At 67.9% G+C, this 22177-nt stretch carries 18 protein-coding genes; 7 read left to right on the top strand and 11 right to left on the bottom strand.

Features of this window, described 5'->3' with window-relative positions; all coding sequences use genetic code 11:
- Positions 1 to 26: 26 nt before the first annotated feature.
- Positions 27 to 362: an STAS domain-containing protein gene (locus NF876_RS10445; RefSeq protein WP_262268738.1), complete on the bottom strand. Its 336-nt coding sequence runs from the start codon at positions 360 to 362 to the stop codon at positions 27 to 29.
- Positions 349 to 2343, bottom strand: a complete 1995-nt coding sequence (locus NF876_RS10440) for a PP2C family protein-serine/threonine phosphatase (protein WP_262268737.1) — start codon at positions 2341 to 2343, stop codon at positions 349 to 351. Before NF876_RS10440 ends, NF876_RS10445 begins: the two co-directional genes overlap by 14 nt.
- Before the next feature lie 71 nt (positions 2344 to 2414).
- On the opposite strand from NF876_RS10440, the gene NF876_RS10435 reads away from it, so the two are divergent.
- The 3 genes from NF876_RS10435 (at position 2415) to rimO (ending at position 5728) form a co-directional block, all read left to right on the top strand.
- Positions 2415 to 3455: an endo-1,4-beta-xylanase gene (locus NF876_RS10435; protein WP_262268736.1), complete on the top strand. Its 1041-nt coding sequence runs from the start codon at positions 2415 to 2417 to the stop codon at positions 3453 to 3455.
- A 169-nt stretch (positions 3456 to 3624) separates the two neighbouring features.
- The gene (locus NF876_RS10430; RefSeq protein WP_262268735.1) at positions 3625 to 4131 is read left to right on the top strand and encodes a GAF domain-containing protein; all 507 of its coding nucleotides are present in this window, start codon (positions 3625 to 3627) and stop codon (positions 4129 to 4131) included.
- 280 nt (positions 4132 to 4411) lie between these two features.
- Positions 4412 to 5728, top strand: coding sequence for a 30S ribosomal protein S12 methylthiotransferase RimO (rimO, locus tag NF876_RS10425; RefSeq protein WP_262268734.1), 1317 nt, complete (start codon positions 4412 to 4414; stop codon positions 5726 to 5728).
- Positions 5729 to 5866: 138 nt separating this feature from the next.
- Here rimO and pncA read toward each other — a convergent pair whose 3' ends face one another.
- The 5 genes from pncA to NF876_RS10400 form a co-directional block, all read right to left on the bottom strand.
- Positions 5867 to 6517 (bottom strand): bifunctional nicotinamidase/pyrazinamidase, encoded by a 651-nt coding sequence (gene pncA, locus NF876_RS10420; RefSeq protein WP_262268733.1) that lies wholly within the window; start codon positions 6515 to 6517, stop codon positions 5867 to 5869.
- A gap of 98 nt (positions 6518 to 6615) precedes the next feature.
- On the bottom strand, positions 6616 to 7698 hold the full coding sequence (locus NF876_RS10415) for a BMP family ABC transporter substrate-binding protein (protein WP_262268732.1): 1083 nt from the start codon (positions 7696 to 7698) through the stop codon (positions 6616 to 6618).
- A gap of 103 nt (positions 7699 to 7801) precedes the next feature.
- Positions 7802 to 8719 carry an ABC transporter permease gene (locus tag NF876_RS10410; protein WP_262268731.1) on the bottom strand — a complete coding sequence of 306 codons (918 nt, stop codon included), beginning with the start codon at positions 8717 to 8719 and terminating at the stop codon, positions 7802 to 7804.
- Positions 8716 to 9792 carry an ABC transporter permease gene (locus tag NF876_RS10405; RefSeq protein ID WP_262268730.1) on the bottom strand — a complete coding sequence of 359 codons (1077 nt, stop codon included), beginning with the start codon at positions 9790 to 9792 and terminating at the stop codon, positions 8716 to 8718. Before NF876_RS10405 ends, NF876_RS10410 begins: the two co-directional genes overlap by 4 nt.
- On the bottom strand, positions 9782 to 11329 hold the full coding sequence (locus tag NF876_RS10400; RefSeq protein WP_262268729.1) for an ABC transporter ATP-binding protein: 1548 nt from the start codon (positions 11327 to 11329) through the stop codon (positions 9782 to 9784). Before NF876_RS10400 ends, NF876_RS10405 begins: the two co-directional genes overlap by 11 nt.
- 315 nt (positions 11330 to 11644) lie before the next feature.
- On the opposite strand from NF876_RS10400, the gene NF876_RS10395 reads away from it, so the two are divergent.
- The gene (locus tag NF876_RS10395; RefSeq protein ID WP_262268728.1) at positions 11645 to 12856 is read left to right on the top strand and encodes a UbiH/UbiF family hydroxylase; all 1212 of its coding nucleotides are present in this window, start codon (positions 11645 to 11647) and stop codon (positions 12854 to 12856) included.
- A 90-nt stretch (positions 12857 to 12946) separates the two neighbouring features.
- On the opposite strand, the gene NF876_RS10390 is transcribed toward NF876_RS10395, so the two are convergent.
- On the bottom strand, positions 12947 to 13918 hold the full coding sequence (locus tag NF876_RS10390; protein ID WP_262268727.1) for an AEC family transporter: 972 nt from the start codon (positions 13916 to 13918) through the stop codon (positions 12947 to 12949).
- Positions 13919 to 14169: 251 nt separating this feature from the next.
- On the opposite strand from NF876_RS10390, the gene hspQ reads away from it, so the two are divergent.
- A complete protein-coding gene (hspQ, locus tag NF876_RS10385) occupies positions 14170 to 14499 on the top strand; it encodes a heat shock protein HspQ (RefSeq protein WP_262268726.1) in 330 nt (109 codons plus the stop codon).
- A gap of 76 nt (positions 14500 to 14575) precedes the next feature.
- On the opposite strand, the gene NF876_RS10380 is transcribed toward hspQ, so the two are convergent.
- Positions 14576 to 15382 carry an invasion associated locus B family protein gene (locus tag NF876_RS10380; protein ID WP_262268725.1) on the bottom strand — a complete coding sequence of 269 codons (807 nt, stop codon included), beginning with the start codon at positions 15380 to 15382 and terminating at the stop codon, positions 14576 to 14578.
- A 218-nt stretch (positions 15383 to 15600) separates the two neighbouring features.
- On the opposite strand from NF876_RS10380, the gene NF876_RS10375 reads away from it, so the two are divergent.
- The gene (locus NF876_RS10375; RefSeq protein ID WP_262268724.1) at positions 15601 to 17415 is read left to right on the top strand and encodes an extracellular solute-binding protein; all 1815 of its coding nucleotides are present in this window, start codon (positions 15601 to 15603) and stop codon (positions 17413 to 17415) included.
- A gap of 127 nt (positions 17416 to 17542) precedes the next feature.
- Entirely contained in the window at positions 17543 to 17887 is a 345-nt protein-coding gene (locus NF876_RS10370; RefSeq protein WP_262268723.1) for a response regulator, read from the top strand.
- A 246-nt stretch (positions 17888 to 18133) separates the two neighbouring features.
- Here NF876_RS10370 and mfd read toward each other — a convergent pair whose 3' ends face one another.
- Both mfd and NF876_RS10360 read right to left on the bottom strand, forming a co-directional pair.
- The gene (gene mfd / locus NF876_RS10365) at positions 18134 to 21655 is read right to left on the bottom strand and encodes a transcription-repair coupling factor (RefSeq protein WP_262268722.1); all 3522 of its coding nucleotides are present in this window, start codon (positions 21653 to 21655) and stop codon (positions 18134 to 18136) included.
- Between the two features lie 197 nt (positions 21656 to 21852).
- A complete protein-coding gene (locus NF876_RS10360; RefSeq protein ID WP_262268721.1) occupies positions 21853 to 22149 on the bottom strand; it encodes an FAD assembly factor SdhE in 297 nt (98 codons plus the stop codon).
- Positions 22150 to 22177: the final 28 nt, after the last annotated feature.

Below are 22177 nucleotides of genomic sequence, written 5' to 3'. Positions count from 1 at the left end.
TCTTCCTGCTCTCTCGCGGCGACCGATCAGGCAGAAAGCTGTTCGACGGCGGATTCCACGTTCGGATGAAGGGTGAAGACCTTGTCCATCCGGGTCAGGGTGAACAGTCGGCTGACCGCCCCCGTGGCGCCCGCCACCGCAAGGCTCCCCCGCGGACCAAGGCGCTTGAGGCACGAAACAAGGGCGCCGAGACCCGAACTGTCGATGAACTCGACGCCGCTCAGATCCAGGACGATCTGGTTCTGGCCGGCCTCGATGCACTTCGTGATCTCGTCCTTGAAGGCTGGCGCCCGGCTCGCGTCGATCCGCCTTTCCGACACCCGGACGACCAGGACATTGTTACGAAGATCAGTGGACAGCATCGACAGGGATCCTTTCAGGCAAGCGCTCCAGCATGAGAACGCTCAAATCGTCGTCCAGGGTTTCAGAGCCGCGCCACGTCCGCACCGCGACATCGAGCCGGTCGAGGAGCGCGCGGGTGGAATCCGTGGCATTTTCGCCGACGATGCGGCGCAGGCGTTCCTCCGAGAACTGCTCTCCGTCCTTGTCTTCGGCTTCCACCAACCCGTCCGAGTAGATCAGGAGCCGGTCGTGCGGCGCGAACTCGAAATCCAGGCGCTCATAGGCGGCCGCCGGGAACATGCCGATGGGGAACCCGCCCTCGCCGAGCATCTCGACGAGCCCGTCCGACCGGATCACCACCGGCGAGGGATGCCCCGCCTGCACGATGCTGGCCTGGTGGGTCCGGGGATGGATCTCGCCGAGGATCATGGTGAAGTACGGAAGATCCTCGGGCCAGTCGTTGTTGATCTGGGCGGCGATCTCTTCCAGGCGCATCCCCTGGGTCCGCGTCAGGATCGCCTGGGACAGGGTATGGTGACAGGCGACGGACACGAGAGCCGCCGCCGCCCCATGGCCGGCCACATCCACCTGGAAGAATCCGATCCCGCCGTCATTGCGGCGCAACACGTTGTAGGTATCGCCGGCGATCAGGCTCGAGGGGCGGTAGAGCCCCCGGTAGCTCACGTTGCCCATGGCGGCCGCCGGAGGCAGCATGGCGCCCTGGATGACGGCGGCAGCCTCGAGATCCTTGCGAAGCTGCCGGTAGGTCTCCCTCAGGCGGGCGTGGAGAACCTGCTTCTCGTTCTGCGCCCGCTCCCGCTGGATCGCGTTGGCCTTGAAGACGCGCAGCGCGTCGTTCATCTCGCCGATCTCGTCGGCGCGCATCAGCCGCGGGAGCGGTGTGGAGAGGTCGTTGTCGGCGAGCCTCAGCATGGTCTGGCTCAGCGCCTCGAGGGGCTGCACCACCCGTCGGCGGACCACCAGGACGCTGCCGATCACCGCCGCGATCCCGAGGAGCAGAAGCCCGGACCATTGCAGGACCGACAGGCGGGCCCGGCGAAGCGTGGCCTCGAGGCGGTTGCGAGAGCTCCCGAGCAGTTCCTGCTGCAAGTGGGCGATGTTGCGCAGGGAATGGTCCGTGGCGTCGTACCATTGGGCCGCGTCGATCCCGATCGGCACCTTGCTCAGCAGGGAATTCAGAAGCGATTGCTGGAGCGGCGCGAAGGTCGAGGTGTAATCCTCCCGCGTGGCCGCGATCGCCGCGGTGACCGATGGGCTCAGAGGAGAGCCCAGTTGCCCGTCGATCAGCTCCCAGGCGAGACCGGCCCGGCCGGCATTGCGGCTGATGGCGTCGAATTCCAGCCCCCCGACGGTTCCGGGCTCCATCAGCGCGCGACTCATGAGCGCCTGGTTGCGTGCGATGCTCTCGCTCAGGATCCCGGCCTGGGTCCTCAGGTTCGCCTCCGCGCGCAGGGTTGGCTCCAGCGGTCGCTCCTGCTGGAGCAGCGTCAGGCGCGAGGATTGCAGGTCCCCGATGAGACGGGTCGCTTCCTGGAACCAGCGCGGCGCGAATTCACCGCCCCGCTGCGGCCGATCGGACGCGAGGGAGGTATCGGCCTGCCTGCGCAGCCCCCCGATATCCTCGCGGATCCGGGCCAAAGCCGCCAGGCCCGCATCGGTGCTGCTGATGAAACCGGCCGTGCCCTTCAGCTCCCGTTCCGCGGCTCCGAGAAACGAGTCGACCCGGCGCCGAGCCTCTTCCAGGCTCCCGGGCCTCCCGATCCGGCGGCCTGGATCGAGCAGCGCCACGAAGGTCTGGCTTCGTTCGTTGGCGAGGGCCTCGGTTCCGAGAAGAAGCTGTTCGCGAACCGCGTTCGACGCCGCCAGGCGTTGCGCGGTCTGGTAATCGAGAAGCTCGGCGCGAATCTGGATCGAAACCGCGACCAGCAGGGCGATTCCCAGGAAAGCCGTCAATATCAGGAGGGTGTGGCGGATCTTCATGAGGCGGGATCTGCAATCGCTGCAATCGGTTTACATCACGATGGACGATTTTCTTCGCGGACTAGGAATTGATGGCCCAGCATGGCCTTAGTCGGGATGGCTTGTCGAGCGTTGCCGTTCGCCGAGACCTGCTTTTCGGCACCGCTCTTTGCACCTCTGACCTGTCCTTGCAACCGCTCCGGCGCGCAATACTCAAGAATTGCAACCTGGTTACGGCCGAATACGAGATGAAGTGGGACGTGATCGGCGCCGATCCTCACAGGCCCGATTATTCGGCCTCCGACAGGCTCGTCGCCTTTGCGGCGGATAACGGCCTCGCCGTCCACGGCCATACGCTCTGGTGGCACGAGGCCGTCCCGGCCGCCTGGCGCGAAGGGTCGGACCGCCGGTTCGAGGAAGCGGCCCTGCGGCATCTCGAGACGACCGTGGCGCGCTATGCCGGCCGCCTGCATTCCTGGGACGTGATCAACGAACCCCTCGACTCCTCCCAGGGACGAGGCGACGGGCTGCGCCGCTCGCGGTTTCTCCATGCCCTGGGCCCCGACTATCTCGCGACGGCGTTCCGCCGGGCGGCCGATCTCGACCCGGCGGCCCTTCTGGTCCTCAACGAAATGGGCCTGGAATACGCCCATCCCGAGGCGGAGACGAAGCGGCGGATGATGCTGCGTCTCCTCGAACGGGAGCTCGCCAGGGGCACGCCGATCGGATGCCTCGGGATCCAGTCGCACCTGACAGCCCTCGAACAGCCCCGGGAGCATCCGCAGCTCCGCGCCTTCCTGCGGGAGATCGAGCGCATGGGCCTCGCCGTGATGATCACCGAGCTGGACGTCTCCGACCATCTCTGCCCCCGGGACCGGACGCGGCGCGATGCCATCGTGGCCGATACCTACCGGGCGTATCTCGATCTCGTCCTCGCGGAGGGCGCCGTCCGCGCCGTGAGCACCTGGGGGCTGAGCGACGGCTCCACCTGGCTCAACGGGTTCAGGCCGCGGGCCGACGGAGCTCCTCAGAGGCCGCTCCTCCACGACCGCGCCTTCCGGCGCAAGCCCGCCTGGCACGCGGTCAAGGATGCCTTCGGTCATGCTCCCGACCGCCCGGTTTCCGGTGCCTGACGCTGCCCGACCGGAGGGCGTCGCAATGGTGCGGCCATGTTATTGCATCATCCGGGCTTACCTCTCCGGTGAAGCTGGACTATGCAGGATTGCCATTGAGTGTGCGCCCGGTTGAGCCGAGCTTTGCGGAGCCGCACCCGGCCTGAGAGTTTGCGTAGAAAGGTGTTCCATGCCGTTTCCGACAGGTCCTCATGAAGAAGAGCGCCTGCGAGCTCTCCTTGAAACCGGCGCCCTCACATCCCGGGCCGATCCGGCCCTGGACGGGATCTGCGACGAGGTCCGCGCTCATTTCCACGTGCCGATGTGCACCATCACCCTGATCGACCGCGCCCGTCAGCTCATCAAGGCGGCCCGGGGCCTCGAGACCGGGGAGACCCGGCGGGAGGCGGCCTTCTGCAATTACACGATCCTGCGCGACGACGTCTTCGTGGTCGAGGACGCCTTGGCGGACGAGCGGTTCAGGACCAACCACTTCGTGACGGGAGCGCCCCATATCCGATCCTATGCCGGCGCTCCGTTGATCTTCCTGAAGGATATCCGCCTCGGGGCCCTGTGCCTGCTCGATACCAAGCCCCGCGCCTTCTCCCGCGGCGACAAGGCCGAGCTTCGGCTGTTCGCCGACAGGGTCGTGCGGGAGATCGCCCGGAAGGAACTGGAATGGACCGAGCCGGCCTGATCGGACCCGCGTCAAAGCCGGATGTTGTAAAGGCCGACCCGGTGCTGTAAAGGCACACGCGCGTCTTCGGTCGCGCGCTTCCTCCTATCGGGGAACGCCTGCGCGAGGCGCTGGATCGATCCAGGCGGCAGATCGGGCCGGTCCGGGCGCGGTTTCGCCGGATGGGCCGGGTGTTCCTGCCCTCGATCGACAGGTCCTTCCGCCGTGACTTCGCATTGATGCGGCCTGGGCGGGGCACCGCACGGATGTCAGTTTCGATTAGAACAAGTGGATGTGGCGGATGAATGCTCCCGCGCCGAAAGTCTCGTTCGTTTCCTTAGGGTGCCCCAAGGCCCTGGTGGATTCCGAACGCATCATCACCCAGCTCCGGGCCCAGGGCTACCAGCTCACCAAGGAGCACGACGGGGCCGACGTGGTGATCGTCAACACCTGCGGTTTCCTCGACAGCGCCAAGGCCGAGTCGCTGGAAGCCATCGGCGATGCCATGGCGGAGAACGGCAAGGTCATCGTGACCGGCTGCATGGGCGCCGAGCCGGAGCAGATCCGCGACCAGTTCCCGAACGTCCTGGCGATCACCGGACCGCAGGCCTACGAATCCGTCGTCTCGGCCGTGCACCAGGCCGCGCCGCCGGCGCACGACCCCTTCGTCGATCTCGTGCCGCCCCAGGGCGTGAAGCTCACCCCGCGCCACTACGCCTATCTGAAGATCTCGGAGGGCTGCAACAACCGCTGCTCCTTCTGCATCATCCCCAAGCTGCGCGGCGACCTGGTCAGCCGTCCCATCGCCGACGTGCTGCGCGAGGCGGAGCGGCTCGCCCGCGCGGGCGTGAAGGAGCTTCTGGTGATCTCGCAGGACACCAGCGCCTACGGGCTCGACATCAAGTACCAGCCGAGCCTGTGGAAGGACCGGGAGGTCCGCACCCGGTTCTTCGAGCTTGCCCGGGAGCTTGGCGATCTCGGCATGTGGGTGCGCATGCACTACGTCTACCCTTACCCGCATGTGGACGAGGTCATCCCGCTGATGGCCGAGGGCAAGATCCTCCCCTATCTCGACATCCCGTTCCAGCACGCCTCCCCGCGGGTCCTGAAGTCCATGCGCCGCCCGGGCAACCAGGAGAGGACCCTGGAGCGCATCCGCAAATGGCGCGAGATCTGCCCGGACCTCGCCATCCGGTCGACCTTCATCGTCGGCTTCCCCGGCGAGACCGAGGAGGACGTGGACTTCCTGATGCAGTGGCTGAAGGACGCCAGGATCGACCGGGCCGGCTGCTTCCAGTACGAGCCGGTCCAAGGGGCGCCCGCCAACGACATCGACGGCGCCGTGCCGCCGGAGGTGAAGGAGGAGCGCTGGCACCGCTTCATGCAGACCCAGCAGACGGTCAGCGCCGGGATCCTGAAGGCGAAGGTCGGCAGGACCCTGCCGGTCATCATCGACGATCCGGGATCCACGGTGGCGACCGGCCGCACGAAGTACGACGCCCCCGAGATCGACGGCGTCGTCTATGTGGCGTCCAAGACCCCGCTCAAGCCGGGCGAGATCGTCAACGTGCGGATCGAGGCTTCCGACGAGTACGATCTGCACGGGACCGTGGCTTAAGGCGGGCCGGTTCGGCACAACTTGACGTCATCACCGGGCTTGTCCCGGTGATCCCGCTTCTGAGAGGCGCCGCGCTTCACCGGCTCGGGATGGCCGGCAAGATGCCGGTGATGACCGGCCGGCCATGATGCGAACGCTTCAAGCGCCCCCGATGTGCGTGCTGTGGACCATCCGGACGCCCGCGGCCTCTAGATCCGCCCTCGCCTTCTCCAGCGACCCGTTCGTGTCGATCGCCCGCGAGGCGTCCTCGATCAGGAACGTCTCGAACCCGGCCTCGGCGGCGTCGAGCGCCGTCCAGGCGACGCAGAAATCGAGCGCGAGCCCGGCGCAGAAGACCCGGCGGAAGCCCCGCTCCCTCAGATAGCCCGCCAGGCCCGTCGGGGTCCGCCGGTCCGCCTCCTTGAAGCCCGAATAGCTGTCGATGCCCGCGTTGTGGCCTTTGCGGATGACGAGCTGCGCATGCGGGATGTGGAGGTCGGGGGAGATCTCGGCCCCCGGGGTGCCCTGCACGCAATGGTCCGGCCACAGCACCTGCGGGCCGTAAGGCAGGTCAGCCGTGTCGAAGGGCGCCTTGGCCGGATGGCTCGACGCGAAGGAGGCGTGGCCCGCCGGATGCCAGTCCTGGGTCAGCACCACGTGGCGGAAGGCGTTCGCGAGCCGGTTGATCGGCGCGATCACGGCGTCGCCGTCGGGCACGGCGAGCGCGCCGCCGGGCAGGAAGTCGTTCTGGATATCCACCACGATGAGAACGTCGCCCTCGCCCGGCCGGATCGTCGCCTGCTCGTCCATTCGTCATCCTCCCTCGCACTGTCGACGGATAAGGGGACCGCACGAAAAAGGGCAGCCGGCTCCCGGCTGCCCCCGCGTCGTTCCGAACCCGCGACTGCTTATTGCGGGATCTTGTCCTCGATGCCCTTCACGTAGAAGTTCATGCCGAGCACCTGCTCGTCCGAGAGGGCGCCGTTGCCCTTGCACTCGATTTCCTTGCCGTCCTGGCCGAGGACCGGGCACTTGAAGGGGTTCAGCTGGCCGGACTTGATGGCCGCCTCGGTGTCCTGGGCCATCTTCTTCACGTCGTCGGGCATGTTCTTGTAGGGGGTCATCACGACCATGTGGGCGTTGATGCCGCCCCAGGTGTCCTCGGACTTCCAGGTGCCGTCGAGAACCGCCTTGGTGCGGGCCACGTAGTAGTCCGACCAGTTGTCCGTGATGGCCGTGAGCTGCGCCTTCGGGGCGAAGCGCTCCATGTCGGAGGCCTGGCCGAAGCCGAACTTGCCGCGTGCCTCGGCGGCCTGGATCGGAGCCGGGCTGTCCGTATGCTGGGCGAGCACGTCCACGCCCTGGTCGAGGAGCGCCTTGGCGGCGTCGCCTTCCTTCGCCGGGTCGAACCACGTGTTGGCGAACACGATCTTGATCTTGACGTTCGGGTTCACCGACTGGGCGCCGAGATAATAGGCGTTGATGCCGGCGATCACTTCCGGGATCGGGAAGGCGCCCACATAGCCGATCACGTTGGACTTGGTCATCTTGCCGGCGATCACACCGGTGATGTAGCGGCCCTCGTGGAACTTGGCCGCATAGGTCGACAGGTTCGGGGCGCGCTTGAAGCCGGTGGCGTGCTCGAACTTGATGTTCGGGTACTTCTTGGCGACCTTCAGGGTCGGCTCCATGAAGCCGAAGGAGGTCGTGAAGATCAGGTCGTGGCCCGTGCGGGCGAGCTGCTCGATGGCGCGCTCGGAATCAGCCTCCGGCACGCTCTCCACGAAGGTCGTCGTCACCTTGCCCGGAAAGGCCTTCTCGATCGCCTGGCGGCCCTGGTCGTGCTGGTGGCTCCAGCCGAAGTCGCCCACGGGGCCCACGTAGATGAAGCCGACCTTGACCTTGTCCTTCGCCTGCGCGAAAGCGCCGGTCGCGGACAGAGCCAGGACCGCCGCCCCCGCAACGGCTCCGAAGACTTTCCCTGAAAACATGCTCGTTCCCTCGAGTTTGGATTTCCATCTTTCCGTCGCAGGTCTGAGGCGTTCTGGCAAGAATTCCTCTGCCTACACTTTGGTCAGATTAACACCAGTTTGCTCACCGGTCAGGCACGAACGGCACCCCCAGGGAGCCGGGCGCCCCGACGGCCCGGCCGCGCCGCAGGGAGAGCAGCAGCAGGGCGAGGATCGTCGCCAGGTAAGGCACCGCCGACAGGACCTGGGGCGGCACGCCGAACTGGGCCGCCTGGGCGTGGAGCTGGAGCACGGTCGCCGCGCCGAAGATGTAGGCCCCGACCAGGAGCCAGCCCGGCCGCCAGGCCGCGAACACCACGAGGGCCAGGGCGATCCAGCCGCGCCCCGCCGTCATGCCGGGCGACCAGAAGCGGGTATAGACAAGGGCGAGATAGGCTCCCGCCAATCCCGAGCAGGCGCCGCCGAACAGGATGGCCCAGAAGCGCACCCGCCAGACCGGCAGGCCGAGCGCATTGGCCGAGGTATGGTTCTCCCCGATGGAGCGCAGGGTCAGGCCGGACCGGGTCCGGGTGAGGTACAGGGCGATCAGGATCGTCAGCGCGATCGACCCGTAGACGAAAAGGTCCTGCTCAAAAAACAGGCGGCCGATCACCGGGATGTCGCTCAGGACCGGAATGTCGATATGCGCGATCGGATCGCGCCTCGCCCCCACGAAGGGAGCCCCGACCAGGCCGGACAGGCCGAGGCCGAGAATGGTCAGCGCCAGGCCGGAGCCGACCTGGTTCGCGGCAAAGCCCAGCACCACGAGGGCGAAGAGCGCGGCCATCAGGACCCCGGCCAGCATGCCGGCCGCGACGCCGAGCAGGGTCGAGTCGAAGGTGACGGCGGCCGCGAAGCTGCAGGCCGCCCCCATGGCCATCATGCCTTCGACCCCGAGGTTGAGGACGCCGGAGCGCTCCGTGACCAGCTCGCCGAGCGCCGCGATCAGGAGCGGCGTGGATGCCGTGACGATGGTGAGAAGGATGGCCTCGAAAGTGGTCATTTGCCCCCTCCCCGGGTCACGAAGCGAATGCGGTAGCTCACCAGGGCGTCGGCCGCGAGCACGCAGAGCAGCAGGATGCCCTGGAAGGCCTGGGTCAGGTCGAGCGGCAGCTTCAGGAGAATCTGCGCGCTCTCGCCGCCGATGAAGGTCAGCGCGACCACAAGCGCGGCGATCAGGATCCCGATGGGGTTCAGCCTCCCCAGGAACGCCACCGTGATGGCCGTGAAGCCGTAGCCCGGAGAGATGGAAGGCTGGAGCTGCCCGATCTGGCCCGAGACCTCCGAGATGCCGGCAAGGCCCGCCAGCCCCCCCGAGATCGCGAAGACCGCCATGGTGGTGGCCTTCGCGCTGAAGCCCGCGAAGCGGGCCGCGCGGGGCGCGTCGCCGGTGAGTTTCAGGCGGTAGCCGAAGAGCGTGCGCCCCAGGATCACGGCGGTGAGCAGGACCGCCACCAGGGCGAACAGGGCGCCGTAATGCACCCGCCCGCCTTCCAGGACCGGATGCAGGGTCGCCGACGGGTCGAAGGTGACCGATTGCGGGAAGTTGAAGCCCTTCGGGTCGCGCCACGGGCCGCGCACCAGGTAATCGAGGATGAGCTGCGCCACATAGACCAGCATGAGGCTCGTCAGGATCTCGTTGACGCCGAACCGGGTCTTCAGGAAGGCCGGGATCAGCCCGTAGAGCGCACCGCCGACGACCCCGAGGATCAGCATGAGCGGCAGCACCCAGGCCCCGGCCTCGGTGCCGTGGGTCCTCAGGGCGAGCCAGCTGCCGAGCACGGCGCCGATCACGTACTGGCCCTCCGCGCCGATGTTCCAGAGATTCGCCCGGAAGCAATAGGACAACCCGATGGCGATCAGCGCCAGCGGAGTGGCCTTGACGGCGAGCTCCTGCAGGGACCAGGGGTCGCTCAGGGGCTGGAGCACGTAGACGTCGAAGGCCGCGACGGGCGAGCGGCCCATCAGCCAGATCACGAAGCCGGCGATCAGGAACGCGGTCACGAAGGCGGCCACCGGGGCGAGCGCCCGCATGACCGGCGAGACGCTCGCACGTGGCGTCAGCTCAAAGCGCATGAACGCCCCCCTGGCCCTGTGCAACACCCAGCATCTCCAGTCCGATCGCCTCCCTGGTCCATTCGCCCACCGGCTTGAGCGGGCTCAACTGGCCCTGGTGGATCACGGCCATCCGGTCCGCCACCTCGAACAGCTCGTCGAGATCCTGGCTGACCACGACGACCGCGCTGCCCGCGCGGGCGAGGTCGACGAGCGCCTGGCGGATGAGGCGCGCGGCCCCCGCGTCGACGCCCCAGGTCGGCTGATCGACGATGATGAGCTTGGGTCTGCGGATGATCTCGCGGCCGATGACGAATTTCTGCAGGTTGCCGCCGGAGAGCTTGCGCGCCTGCGGGTCGCCCTCGGGCGTGCGCACGTCGAATCCCTGGATGATCGAGCGGGCGAGCCGCCGGGCGGCATTGACCAGGATGAAGCCCGAGCGGCTCACTTCCGCGGACGCGTGGGAGATCAGGGTGTTCTCGCTCAGGCGATGGGTCGGCGCGGCCGCATGGCCCAGGCGCTCCTCCGGCACGAAGGCGGCGCCGAGCCGGCGGCGGGCGTCGATGCCCACCGTGCCGACCGGCTTCCCGGCGATGACGACGACGTCCGCGCGCTCCGCCGGGCGCTCGCCCGACAGGGCGGCGAACAATTCGCTCTGCCCGTTGCCCGCGACGCCCGCGATGCCCACCACCTCGCCGGCCCGGGCCACGAGATCGATGTCGCGCAGGGCCTGTCCGTGCAGCCCGGCCGGCGGGATCGACAGGCGCGAGACCCTCAGCACCTCGCCCTGGACCCGATGCGGCGCGTCGGTGCGCACCTCGCCGACCTCGTTGCCGACCATGAGGGCTGCGATCTCGCGGGCGCTCTTCGCCCGCGGGTCGATGGTGGCGACCACCCGTCCGCCCCTGAGGATCGTGGCGCGGCGGCAGAGGCGGCGCACCTCCTCGAGCTTATGGGAGATGTACAGGATGGAGCAGCCATCGGCCGAGAGCCGGTCCAGGGTGGCGAAGAGATGTTCGGCCTCCTGGGGCGTGAGCACCGAGGTCGGCTCGTCCAGGATCAGCAGCCTTGGATTCTGGAGCAGGCAGCGGACGATCTCGATGCGCTGGCGCTCGCCCGCCGAAAGGGTCCAGACCGCCCGGTCGGCATCGAGCGCCAGACCGTAGGTCCGGCTGATCTCCCCGAGCTTGCCGCGGACCGTGGACAGGCTCCACTCGCCGGAGAGCGCCACGGCGATATTCTCCGCGACCGTCAGCTCGTCGAAGAGCGAGAAGTGCTGGAACACCATGCCGAGGCCGAGATTGCGCGCCTCGACCGGCGACCCGATCGAGACCGGGCGGCCCTCCCACCGGATCTCGCCCGCGCTGGGCTCGATGACCCCGTAGAGGATCTTGACCAGGGTCGACTTCCCGGCCCCGTTCTCGCCCAGAAGCGCGTGGATCTCGCCCGGCTCGATCGCCAGATCGATCCCGTCATTGGCGAGAAGGTCGCCGTAGCGCTTGCTGATGCCTTGAAGTTCGACGAGGGGCGGCCCGGATGATGATACGTCTGGCTTCACACAAGCGACTCTGGTTTCAAGGGTTGCGGCGGGATAGAGGATCGGACCCGGAAGCGGAATGCATTTCCGGGTCCGATCCTCCATAGTCTGGCTTGGCGCATCGTTCGGAGCGGACCCGGAGGGCCCTTCGGGTCCGCACGATGCGCCAGGAATTTGCACATGGATGACGGCCCGCGCAGACCTTGGCAAGAGCTGTTCGGTCCACAGTTCCGTTATGGAGCGATCATAGGGAAGCGGCGCGCCGGTCGGCAATGCCGAATCCGCCGTTTCCCGTGAGTCCGCGATCCGTCCACAACCCGATGGTGAGAGAGCACCGTGACCGAGAGCACCTATGACATCGCCGTGGTCGGCGCCGGAGCCGTGGGGCTCAGCGCCGCCCTGGCCTTCGCCCGCGACGGCTACAGCACCGTTCTCGTCGGCGGTCTCGACGTGCGCCGCGACGGGCGCACCGTCGCGCTGCTCAACGGCTCGGTCCGTTTCCTGGAGGCGCTCGGAGTCTGGCCCGCGGTCGCAACGGCTGCCGCACCGCTCGAGACCATGCGCATCGTCGACGACACGGGCAGCCTGTTCCGCCCGCCGCCGGCCGCGTTCCGGGCCGGCGAGATCGGCCTCGACGCCTTCGGGTGGAACATCGAGAACGTCGCCCTCGTCGAGGCGCTGGCGGAAGCCGCCCGGACCCGCGAGACCCTGACCCTGGTGCCGGAATTCGCCACGGGCTTCGCGACCGGCGAGACCGGGGCCGTCGTGACGCTGGCCGACGGAACATCTCTCCGAGCCGGACTGGTGGTCGCCGCCGACGGACGGAATTCGAAGCTGCGCCAGATCGCCGGGATCGGCACGCAGACCTGGTCGTACCCGCAATCGGCTGTAACCGTGATCCTGGCCCATGACCGGGACCACCGGGAGACCTCGACGGAGTTTCACACCCGGCACGGGCCCTTCACCCTGGTGCCCCTGCCCGGCCGCCGCTCGAGCCTGGTCTGGGTCACGAGCAAGCCAGAGGCCGAAAGGCTTTCCGCCCTCGACGACGCGGCCCTCGCCCGTGCGGTCGAGCGGCAGGCGCAGTCGCATCTGGGCGCCATGCGGGTCGACGGCCCGCGCGGGCTCGTGCCCATGAGCGGCCTGTCGGTGAACCGCTACTGGTCGCGCCATCTCGCCCTCGTGGGCGAGGCCGCCCACGTGTTCCCGCCCATCGGCGCCCAGGGCCTCAATCTCGGCTTCCGCGACGCCGCCGCCCTGCGCGACGCGGTGATCGACGGCGGCGACCAGGGCCACGGGCCCGGATCCGACGAGACCCTGGCCGCCTACCAGCGCGGCCGGGACCTGGACGTCCGCCTGCGCACGGCCGCCGTGGACGGCCTCAACCGGACGCTCCTGACCGGGATGATCCCGACCGATTTCCTGCGCGGCGCCGGTCTTCTGGCCCTGAGCAACATCGGCCCGCTGCGCCGGATCGTGATGCGCGAGGGCGTTCTCCCCCGCGTGGGCGTGCCGCGGCTGATGCAGGGGGTGTCGTCGGCCGGCTGAAACTCACCCTCGTCATCCGCTGGCCCGGGAAGACGCTCTCCAAGGTCATGGCCGGCACAAGCCCGGCGATGACGTGGCGAAGGCAAGCCCTCACGGGAACAGATCGTAGGGCAATGCCCCCGTCTTGGTGGTGAGGTAGAGGACGCCCGTCAGAGTGACCATGGACACCAGGGTGCCGATCAGGACGCACGCGGAGGCGCGCTCCACGCCCACGTCGTACTGGGTCGAGATGACGAAGATGTTGAGCGCCGGCGGCAGGGCCGCCATGACCATGGCCGCGTAGGTCCAGTCCGGGCCGAAATCGCCGACGGCCGAGAGCACCACCCAGACCAAGACCGGGTGGAGGATCAGCTTGATGAACACGAGAGCCGGCACCTCGCCGGGTATCTTGCGCAGGGGCCTCAGGGCCACGGTGACGCCGAGGATGAACAGGGCGCAGGGCGCGGCGGCTCCGGACAGCCAAGTGACAATCTGGTCGGCCGGTCCCGGCAGGCGCAGGTGCAGGTAGCTCGCCGCGATGCCCACCGCGGTGGCAATGTTGAACGGATGTGTGGCGACGCGCCAGACGATCCGGCGGATGGTCGCCGGCAGGCTGAGCCGGTCGAGGCCGGCCATGGACATCAGCAGCGGCACCACCGAGAACAGGAACAGGGTGTCGAAGACGAAGATCAGGACCACCGGGGCGCTGGCCGCGGCGCCGATCGCCGCCAGGATGAGCGGCGGCCCCATATAGCCGATGTTGGAATAGGACCCGGCCACCCCCTGCATGACCGATTGCGGCAGGTCCTTCGTGTAGCGCCAGCCGGTCGCGAAGGAGAGCGCGAAGGCGCAGGCGGTCGAGACCGTGGTGGCGGCGATGAACGGCCAGTTGGCGAGCTGGTCCAGGGGCTTGTCGGCGATGAGCCGGTAGAACAGGCAGGGCAGCGCCACGTAGATGAGGAAGAACTGCATCCAGGCGAGCCCGGCTTCCGGCTGCTTCACCACCCTGCCGCAGAAGAAGCCGAGCCCGATGAGGCCGAAGAACGGGGCAAGGAGGTTGAACAGCCCGATCAGGTCGGACATCGGCGGCTCCGGGGACGGCAGGAGGAACGGACGGCATGTCCGGCGGGAGACCGTCTTCTGGCAAGGTTCCAACCTTGCGGCAATCCCGGTTTTCGGCAGGCCGCCCCGCCGCCAATGCAAGGCTCGTCTCCGGCTCGTCTCCGGTTCGTCTCCGGCTCGGCCCTGGCACGGATCTTGCTCTCTCAATCGTGACCGGGGCGATTTGGAGAATCCGCCAAGGATCTCTATATGAAGATCAAGGAGTTAAGACCATGAAAGCGAGTTCAGCAAAATTCGCGATCGGCCAAGTGGTTCGGCACCGGGTCTTCGATTTCAGGGGGCTCATCTTCGATGTCGATCCGGAGTTCGACAACACCGAGGAATGGTGGCTGTCGATTCCCGAGGAGGTGCGGCCCCGGAAGGACCAGCCCTTCTACCACCTCTTCGCCGAGAACGGGGAAACCGAATACATCGCCTACGTGTCGGAGCAGAACCTCCTGCCCGACCATTCCGAGGAACCTCTGCGCAATCCCATGATCGCCGAGATGTTCACCCGGGAGAAGAACGGCAGCTACAAGGCGAAGCCGATTCTGGCCAATTGAGATCTCCCTCGTCGCGACAAGAAAAAACGCCGGGCCCTGGAGCCCGGCGTTCTTGTTTGTGCGGATGGTCCAGGCCTTACGGCTTGGGGGCGGCCGGAGCGGCGGCGCCGCCAGCGGCAGCGCCAGGAGCAGCACCCGGCGCGGCGGCGCCGCCCTGGCTCTGAAGCATGCGCTGGCGCATCTCCTCGCTCTTCTTCTGCAGCTCTTCCTGGAGCTTCTTCTGCTGCTCCTCGAGCACCTTCGGGTCGATCGGCGGACCGTCGAAGGCCTTGCCGAAGCCGGCGGCCGGAACCGCGAAGGTGATCTCGCGGCCCATCTGGTTCTGGACGCTGACGTTCAGGTTGTTGCCCTTCTTGATGGCCGCGATGAAGTCGTCCTTCACCTGGGCCTCGGCGAAGCAGCCGTTGGGCAGGCACATGACGTAGCGGCCCGGCGTGGCCTGGCCCTGGTCGACGGCGAAGCGCAGGCCGGGCTGGAGCAGCAGGCCGAGCGGCATCACGAAGCGGACGACCTTTTGCGGCTGCTGGCCCTTCACGTCATAGACGGCGAGCGCGAGAACCGGCTGGCCCTGGTCCGACACGAAGTCGCGGGTGGTGTAGCAGATCTCGGTGTTGGTGTTCTGGTCCTTGCCGCAGACCTTGGTCCATTCCGGCTGGGACGGCTCGGCCTTCACCTGCACGACCGTGGGGCCGGCGTTCTGCTGCGGCTGGGCGGCGGCGCCCGGCGCCGGCTGCTGGGCCGGGGCGGCCGGACGGGCCGGCTGGGCGGCGGGCTTCTGGGCCGGGGCGGTCTGAGCCAGAACGGGTGCGCTCACCAGAAGAGCCAAGGCAGTTGCCAGGCCACGGGTCCCCCCCAGGCTCGCGAAGCGTGTCGCGAAAGACATGTGTGTGATCCTCTTCAGTCGAAAGTTCGGCTTTCGAATAGGCCGTTTACCCGGCGTGTTCTTAACCTGCAATGACGGGGTCCAAATCCTTGCCGAATGTGGCGAAGACAAGACGTGTGGCGCTCCTTTAACCTTTCGTGTGGTAGGTTTCCAGTCACCCGGGGCAAATTTCTGTACAACATTGCTCGGGTTCAACGACACCTTGCACCGGGAGCGCCATGGGCCGCTGGCTTATACGGAATCTGCTGCTTGCAGCCGTGTTTCTCCTGCCTGGATGGGCGATCTCCGCCGCCTCCGGGGCGGAGGCGCTGCGGCATGGCATCGCGATGCACGGGGAGCCTGCGCTCGCGCCGGGATTCGACCATCTGCCCTATGCCGACCCCGGAGCGCCGAAGGGCGGACGAATCACGCTCGGCCTCCAGGGCACCTTCGACAGCCTCAACCCCCTGATCGTCCTCGGGGTGGCGCCCGACGCGGTGCCCCGCTACGTGCTCCAGAGCCTGATGATCCGCTCCACCGACGAGCCGTTCACGGTCTATGGCCTCGTGGCCCGCACGGTGGAGATGCCGGAGGACCGGAGCGCGATCACGTTCAACCTCGACCCCCGGGCGCGGTTCTCGGACGGCCACCCGCTGACGGCCGAGGACGTGCGCTTCTCGTTCGAGGCTCTGAAGACCTACGGAAAACCCTTCCACCGGTCGAGCTTCGGGCAGGTCAAGGCGGTCGAGATCCTGGACCCGCACCGGATCCGCTTCGACCTGTCCGGCTCCAGCGACCGGGAACTGCCGCTCCTCATCGGCATGACCATGCCGATCTTCCCGGCCCATGCGACCGACCTGGAGACCTTCGACCGGACGAGCCTCGCTCCGCCCATCGGGTCCGGCCCCTATGCCCTGACCGAGGTGCGGCCCGGCGAGCGGATCGTCCTGACCCGCCGCAAGGATTACTGGGGCGAGGACCTGCCCGTGACCCGCGGGCTCTACAACTTCGACGAGATCCGGTACGATTTCTATCGCGATGCCAACAGCTTGTTCGAGGCATTCAAGGCGGGACTTTACGATTTCCGGATCGAGGGCGATCCGGGCCAATGGACGACGGGCTACGATATTCCGGCGGTCCGGGACGGGCGCATCCGGCGCGAGACCCTGACGACCCGGCTGCCCAAGGGCATGAACGGCTTCGTGTTCAACACCCGGAAGGCCCTGTTCGCCGACACCCGGGTCCGGGAGGCTCTGAGCTACCTGTTCGATTTCGACTGGGTGAACCGCAACCTCTATTTCGGCCAGCTCACCCGCTCGGACAGCTATTTTTCCGGTTCCGACCTCGCGGCCACGGGCCGTCCCGCCGACGCCCGGGAGCGCGCCCTGCTCGCCCCGTTCCCGGGGGCCGTTCGGGAGGACATCCTCGAAGGGCGCTGGCAGCCGCCCGCCGGCGACGGATCGGGCCGGGACCGGGACATGGCCCGGCGCGCCCTCGCGCTCCTGTCGGAGGCCGGCTGGACCCTCGACAACGACGTGCTGCGACGGAAGGGCACGGGCGAGCCCTTCGCCTTCGAGATCCTGGTCAATTCCCGCTCGCAGGAGCGGCTCGCCCTCAATGTCTCGCAATCCCTGGGCCGCATCGGCGTCCAGGCCCGCGTGCGTCTGGTGGACGACGTGCAGTACTGGCGCCGCCTCGCCCGGTTCGACTTCGACATGGTCCAGTGGCTCTGGCCGGGGACGCCCTCGCCGGGCAACGAGCAGCGCAACCGCTGGGGCTCGGCGGCCGCCCAGCGGGGCGGGTCCCAGAACCATGCCGGAGTGACGTCCCCCGCGGTGGACCGCCTCATCGACGCGCTTCTGGAGGCGAAAAGCCGCGAGGATTTCGTGTCCGCCGTGCGGGCCCTCGACCGGACGCTCCTGTCGGGCTTCTACGTGATCCCGCTGTTCTACCTGAAAGATCAGTGGCTTGCCTATAGCGGCGACCTCGGCCGGCCGGACCGGACGCCCCTGATGGGGGTCAATATCGATACGTGGTGGCGCCGGCCGCACTAGCCCAAAGAGGCGTGGATACCCCCTATTGTTGAGCTTCCATTCATGGAGACAATGAAACTAATGCTCTGCTTCGACGTTAGGTGAGCACCTCTTTCTCAACCGACGCGTCCAACTGCAGGGTATCGCCATGAACGCAATGCCGAAGGTCCTCGTCGTCGACAACGGCGACCGTGCTCCCGACAGCGCGCTGTCGGCGGAGCTGGCCGGCATGGGATATGCGAGCGTGACGACCCCCTTCGAGGCCGCGGACGACGTCCTGGCCCTGATCCCGAGCCCGGCGGCCGTGGTGCTGCAGATGCCCCGCCATGCGGGCTGGGCCGAGCGGCGCCGGTTCCTCGAACTCGCGACCCGCCTGCGCAAGAGCCTGGCCGACACCGGCACGCCGGTCATCGTCACCGGCGGTGTGAGCGGCGCCGCCACGATGCTCCAGAACCAGCTCGGCATGCACACGGTCGCGGCTCCGGACCTCTGAGGGTTCACCGCTTCTCCGTCAACGGATACCCCCCACGTCATGGCCGGGCTTGTCCCGGCCATCTCGATTGTCTCGAGCACCGCGCGTCTCATGATCGGGATCACCGGCACAAGGCCGGTGACGACGCGGTAAGGTCGTCACCCTGGCCCTGCCCTCGCCACTAGAGCATCGGATGGATCCCAAAAGTGCAAGTCCACTTTTGGGTCCGATGCTTTAGGAAGCACAGGCCGGCGGACCGCGCGGGTGTCACGCCGCCTTCTTCTCCGCGATCCGCACGAGGCTGCGCAGGATCGTGGTCGCGGCCTTGATGCGCTCGTCCGGGGTTTCGGTCTCACGGACGAACACGATCTTCATGTCGGGCCGCACCTTGGCGAAGGAGGCCTGCTCGGTCACGTAGGAGATGAGCCCGGTCGGGTTGGCGAAGGCGTTGTCGCGGAACGAGATGATGATGCCCTTCGGCCCGCCGTCCACCTTCTCCACGTTGGCGCGGCGGCAGAGCACCTTGATCGCCATGATCTTGAGCAGCTGATCGACCTCGGACGGGACCGGCCCGAACCGGTCCACCAGCTCGGCCCGGAAGGCGTCGATCTCCTGGTCGGCCTCGAAGGTCGAGAGCCGGCGGTAGAGGCCGAGGCGCAGCTGCAGGTCGGCGATGTAGCTCTCCGGGATCATCACTGGGGCCCCGACCGCGATGGTGGGCGACCACTGGTCTTCCGCCGGCTCCTCGATCCCGGCCTTGAGCTGGGCCACCGCCTCCTCCAGCATCTGCTGATAGAGCTCGTAGCCGACCTCCTTGATGTGCCCGGACTGCTCCTCGCCCAGGAGGTTGCCCGCGCCGCGGATGTCGAGGTCGTGCGAGGCGAGCTGGAAGCCGGCCCCCAGGGTGTCGAGGGTCTGCAGCACCTTGAGGCGCCGCTCGGCCTGGACCGTCAGGGGCTTGTTGGCCGGCACCGAGAACAGCGCGTAGGCGCGGGTCTTGGAACGCCCGACGCGGCCGCGCAGCTGGTAGAGCTGGGACAGGCCGAACATGTCGGCCCGGTGGACGATGAGCGTGTTGGCGGTCGGGATGTCGAGGCCCGATTCCACGATCGTGGTGGAGAGCAGGATGTCGTACTTGCCCTCGTAGAAGGCCGTCATGACGTCCTCGAGCTGGCCGGCCGCCATCTGGCCGTGGGCCACCGCCACCTTGGCCTCCGGCACCTCCTTGTCCAGGAAGGCCTTCACGTCGCCGAGATCGTCGAGGCGCGGCACCACGTAGAAGGCCTGGCCGCCGCGGTAGCGCTCGCGCAGGAGCGCCTCGCGGATGAGGAGCGGGTCGAAGGGCGTGATGAAGGTACGCACCGCCAGGCGGTCCACCGGCGGCGTGGTGATCAGCGACAGCTCGCGCACGCCCGTGAGCGCCAGCTGCAGAGTGCGCGGGATCGGCGTCGCCGACAGGGTCAGCACATGCACCTCGGCGCGCAGCTCCTTCAGGCGCTCCTTGTGGGACACGCCGAAATGCTGCTCCTCGTCCACGATGATGAGGCCGAGATCCTTGAACTTGATGGTCTTGCCCAGGACCGCGTGGGTGCCGATGACGATGTCGACCGACCCGTCGGCCAGCCCCTCCTTGGTCTTCTTCATCTCGGCGGCGGGCACGAAGCGGGACGCCTGGGCCACGTTGAGCGGCAGGCCGCGGAAGCGGTCGCAGAAGGTGCGGTAATGCTGGCGGGCCAGCAGGGTCGTCGGCACCACCACGGCCACCTGCTTGCCGCCCATGGCGGCGACGAACGCGGCCCGCAGGGCCACCTCGGTCTTGCCGAAGCCCACGTCGCCGCAGACGAGGCGGTCCATGGGGCGGCCCGACGCCATGTCGTCCAGCACCGCCTCGATGGCGTTGAGCTGGTCCTCGGTCTCGTCGTAGGGGAAGCGGGCGGCGAACTCGTCGTAGAGCCCTTCCGGCGGCGTCAGCCGCGGGGCGTCCTTGAGGATGCGGGCGGCGGCGATCTTCATGAGCGCGCCCGCCATCTCGCGGATGCGCTGCTTCATGCGTGCCTTGCGGGCCTGCCAGGCCCCGCCGCCGAGCTTGTCGAGCTGGACCTCCGTCTCCTCCGACCCGTAGCGGGTCAGGAGCTCGATGTTCTCCACCGGCAGGAACAGCCGGTCGCCGCCGGCGTAATGCAGCTCCAGGCAGTCGTGCGGAGCGCCCGCCGCCTCGATGGTCTTCAGGCCCTCGAAGCGCCCGATGCCGTGGTCCACGTGGACCACGAGGTCGCCGGGCGTGAGCGCCGCCACCTCGGTGAGGAAGTCCTGCGGGCGCTTGGACTTGCGCTTCTGGCGCACGAGCCGGTCGCCCAGGATGTCCTGCTCGCTGACGACGGCGAGATCGGCCGTCTCGAAGCCCGATTCCAGCGGCCAGATGCCGACCGGGACCTCGTTCCGAGGGTAGGCCAGCGCGTCCGAGAAGCGGGCGATGGGCTTGGTCTGGCGCAGGTCGTGGTCCTGCAGCACGTGGCAGAGGCGTTCGCGGGAGCCCTCCGTCCAGGCGCCGAGCATGACGCGCTTCTTGGCCGCCTGCAGGTCGCGGATGTGCCGGACGACCGCCTCGAACACGTTGGCGTTCTCGTCCGCCCGCTCGGCGATGAAGTTGCGGCCCTGGCGGGCCTCGCAGTCGATCACCAGCCGGCCGGCCGATTCCGGCACCGCGAAGGGCGTCAGCCGCGCGAGCGGGAGACGGGCGGTGCGCTCGGACCATTCCTCTGGCTCGAAATAGAGCGCGTCCGGCGGCAGCGGACGATAGGGCGCCACGCCAGGCTGGTTCTGCCCCATGCCGTCGCGGCGGGCGTCGTAATAATCCTTCACCTGGGCAAGGCGCTCGCCCGCCGCGTCGTCGGCGAGCGCGTCGAACACCACCGGGACGCCCGGCAGGTAGTCGAACAGGGTGTCGAGATGGTCGTGGAAGAGCGGCATCCAGTGCTCGAGGCCGGGGTAGCGCCGCCCCTCGCTGATCGCCTCGTAGAGCCGGTCGTCGCGGGTCGGCGCCCCGAAGGCCGCCACATAGGCCTGCCGGAAGCGACGGATGCTCTCGGTGGTGAGCTGGACCTCGCTCATGGGCACGAGGTCGAGGGAGCGCAGGGTGCCGACCGTGCGCTGGGTCTCCGGATCGAAGGCGCGGATCGATTCCAGCGCGTCGCCGAAGAAGTCGAGGCGCACCGGGTTGGGCAGGCCTGCCGGGTAGAGGTCGATGATGCCGCCGCGCACCGCGTATTCGCCCGTATCGCGCACGGTGCCCGTCCGCAGGAAGCCGTTGCTCTCGAGCCAGGCGATCAGCTGCGTCGTGTCGACCACGTTGCCGGGCGCCGCCGAGAAGGTCTCAGCCGCGATGCGGGCCTTCGGGGGCACGCGCTGGACCAGGGCGTTCACCGTGGTCGACAGGATGCGCGGCTTGTCCTCGGAGGTCCTGGAGCGGGCAAGCCGCGCCAGGGTGGTCATGCGCTGCGCGGTAATCGCCGCATTGGGCGAGACCCGGTCGTAGGGCTGGCAGTCCCAGGCCGGGAAGGTCAGGATCTCGATCTCCGGCGCGATGAACGCCAGGCTGTTGGCGAAGTTCTGCTGCCGCTGCCCGTCGCGGGCCACATGGACCAGCACCGCCGGCCCCTCCACCTCACCGGAGAGGCCCCGGGCAAGATCCGCCACGGCGAGCGCGTCGAAGCCGTCCGGAACGCTCGACAGCGTCAGGCTTTGGCCTTTCTTAAGGGCATCGAGGGCGCGGGTCAGGGCTGGCTTCATGATGAGGTATCGGGTCAGAGATCAAGAAGAACGCGGGCGATTCCGCCCGGTTCGTCGGATGGGAGAAAGATTGGCGTGGTTTAGTCCGCGGCCGGGGCGTCTGTCATCCCGGTCGAGGGGCCTGTTCCATGCCTCTGTCGGAGGTTCACCCTCCCGCGTCATCACCCGCCTCGTGCCGGTGATGACGTGCAGGTGCCTCAACTGTGGATCGGCGCGGTGTGGGTGTGAAAGGCCTTCAGGCGCCGGAACAGGGGCGTGTCGTAATTCGAAGGCGTTGCGATCTCGCCCGTGATCCAGCCGAGAAGGTCGCGGTCGGTCACCTCGATCAGGCGCTCGAACTCGTCGAGATCCTCCTCGGAGAGGTCGCCGATCTCGGCATCGGCGAACCGGCCCATGATCAGGTCCATCTCGCGCATGCCCCGGTGCCAGGAGCGGTAGAGGATCTGCCTGCGGCGGGTGTCGAGGCCGGCGCTGCTGCGTGTCGTTCCGCTCATGGGATTGCTCCGATCGGTCAAGTTGACG

The organism is Microvirga yunnanensis, from assembly GCF_025460875.1.
The sequence above is the reverse complement of the archived record's forward strand: the minus strand, read 5'-3'. Positions and strand labels throughout refer to the sequence as shown.

Bases quoted from the DNA above. Each gene is read 5' to 3' on its own strand.
- NF876_RS10445 (WP_262268738.1), bottom strand. From the start codon at position 362: ATGCTGTCCACTGATCTTCGTAACAATGTCCTGGTCGTCCGGGTGTCG.
- NF876_RS10440 (WP_262268737.1), bottom strand. From the start codon at position 2,343: ATGAAGATCCGCCACACCCTCCTGATATTGACGGCTTTCCTGGGAATC.
- NF876_RS10435 (WP_262268736.1), top strand. From the start codon at position 2,415: ATGGCCCAGCATGGCCTTAGTCGGGATGGCTTGTCGAGCGTTGCCGTT.
- NF876_RS10430 (WP_262268735.1), top strand. From the start codon at position 3,625: ATGCCGTTTCCGACAGGTCCTCATGAAGAAGAGCGCCTGCGAGCTCTC.
- rimO (WP_262268734.1), top strand. From the start codon at position 4,412: ATGAATGCTCCCGCGCCGAAAGTCTCGTTCGTTTCCTTAGGGTGCCCC.
- pncA (WP_262268733.1), bottom strand. From the start codon at position 6,517: ATGGACGAGCAGGCGACGATCCGGCCGGGCGAGGGCGACGTTCTCATC.
- NF876_RS10415 (WP_262268732.1), bottom strand. From the start codon at position 7,698: ATGTTTTCAGGGAAAGTCTTCGGAGCCGTTGCGGGGGCGGCGGTCCTG.
- NF876_RS10410 (WP_262268731.1), bottom strand. From the start codon at position 8,719: ATGACCACTTTCGAGGCCATCCTTCTCACCATCGTCACGGCATCCACG.
- NF876_RS10405 (WP_262268730.1), bottom strand. From the start codon at position 9,792: ATGCGCTTTGAGCTGACGCCACGTGCGAGCGTCTCGCCGGTCATGCGG.
- NF876_RS10390 (WP_262268727.1), bottom strand. From the start codon at position 13,918: ATGTCCGACCTGATCGGGCTGTTCAACCTCCTTGCCCCGTTCTTCGGC.
- hspQ (WP_262268726.1), top strand. From the start codon at position 14,170: ATGAAAGCGAGTTCAGCAAAATTCGCGATCGGCCAAGTGGTTCGGCAC.
- NF876_RS10380 (WP_262268725.1), bottom strand. From the start codon at position 15,382: ATGTCTTTCGCGACACGCTTCGCGAGCCTGGGGGGGACCCGTGGCCTG.
- NF876_RS10375 (WP_262268724.1), top strand. From the start codon at position 15,601: ATGGGCCGCTGGCTTATACGGAATCTGCTGCTTGCAGCCGTGTTTCTC.
- NF876_RS10370 (WP_262268723.1), top strand. From the start codon at position 17,543: ATGAACGCAATGCCGAAGGTCCTCGTCGTCGACAACGGCGACCGTGCT.
- mfd (WP_262268722.1), bottom strand. From the start codon at position 21,655: ATGAAGCCAGCCCTGACCCGCGCCCTCGATGCCCTTAAGAAAGGCCAA.
- NF876_RS10360 (WP_262268721.1), bottom strand. From the start codon at position 22,149: ATGAGCGGAACGACACGCAGCAGCGCCGGCCTCGACACCCGCCGCAGG.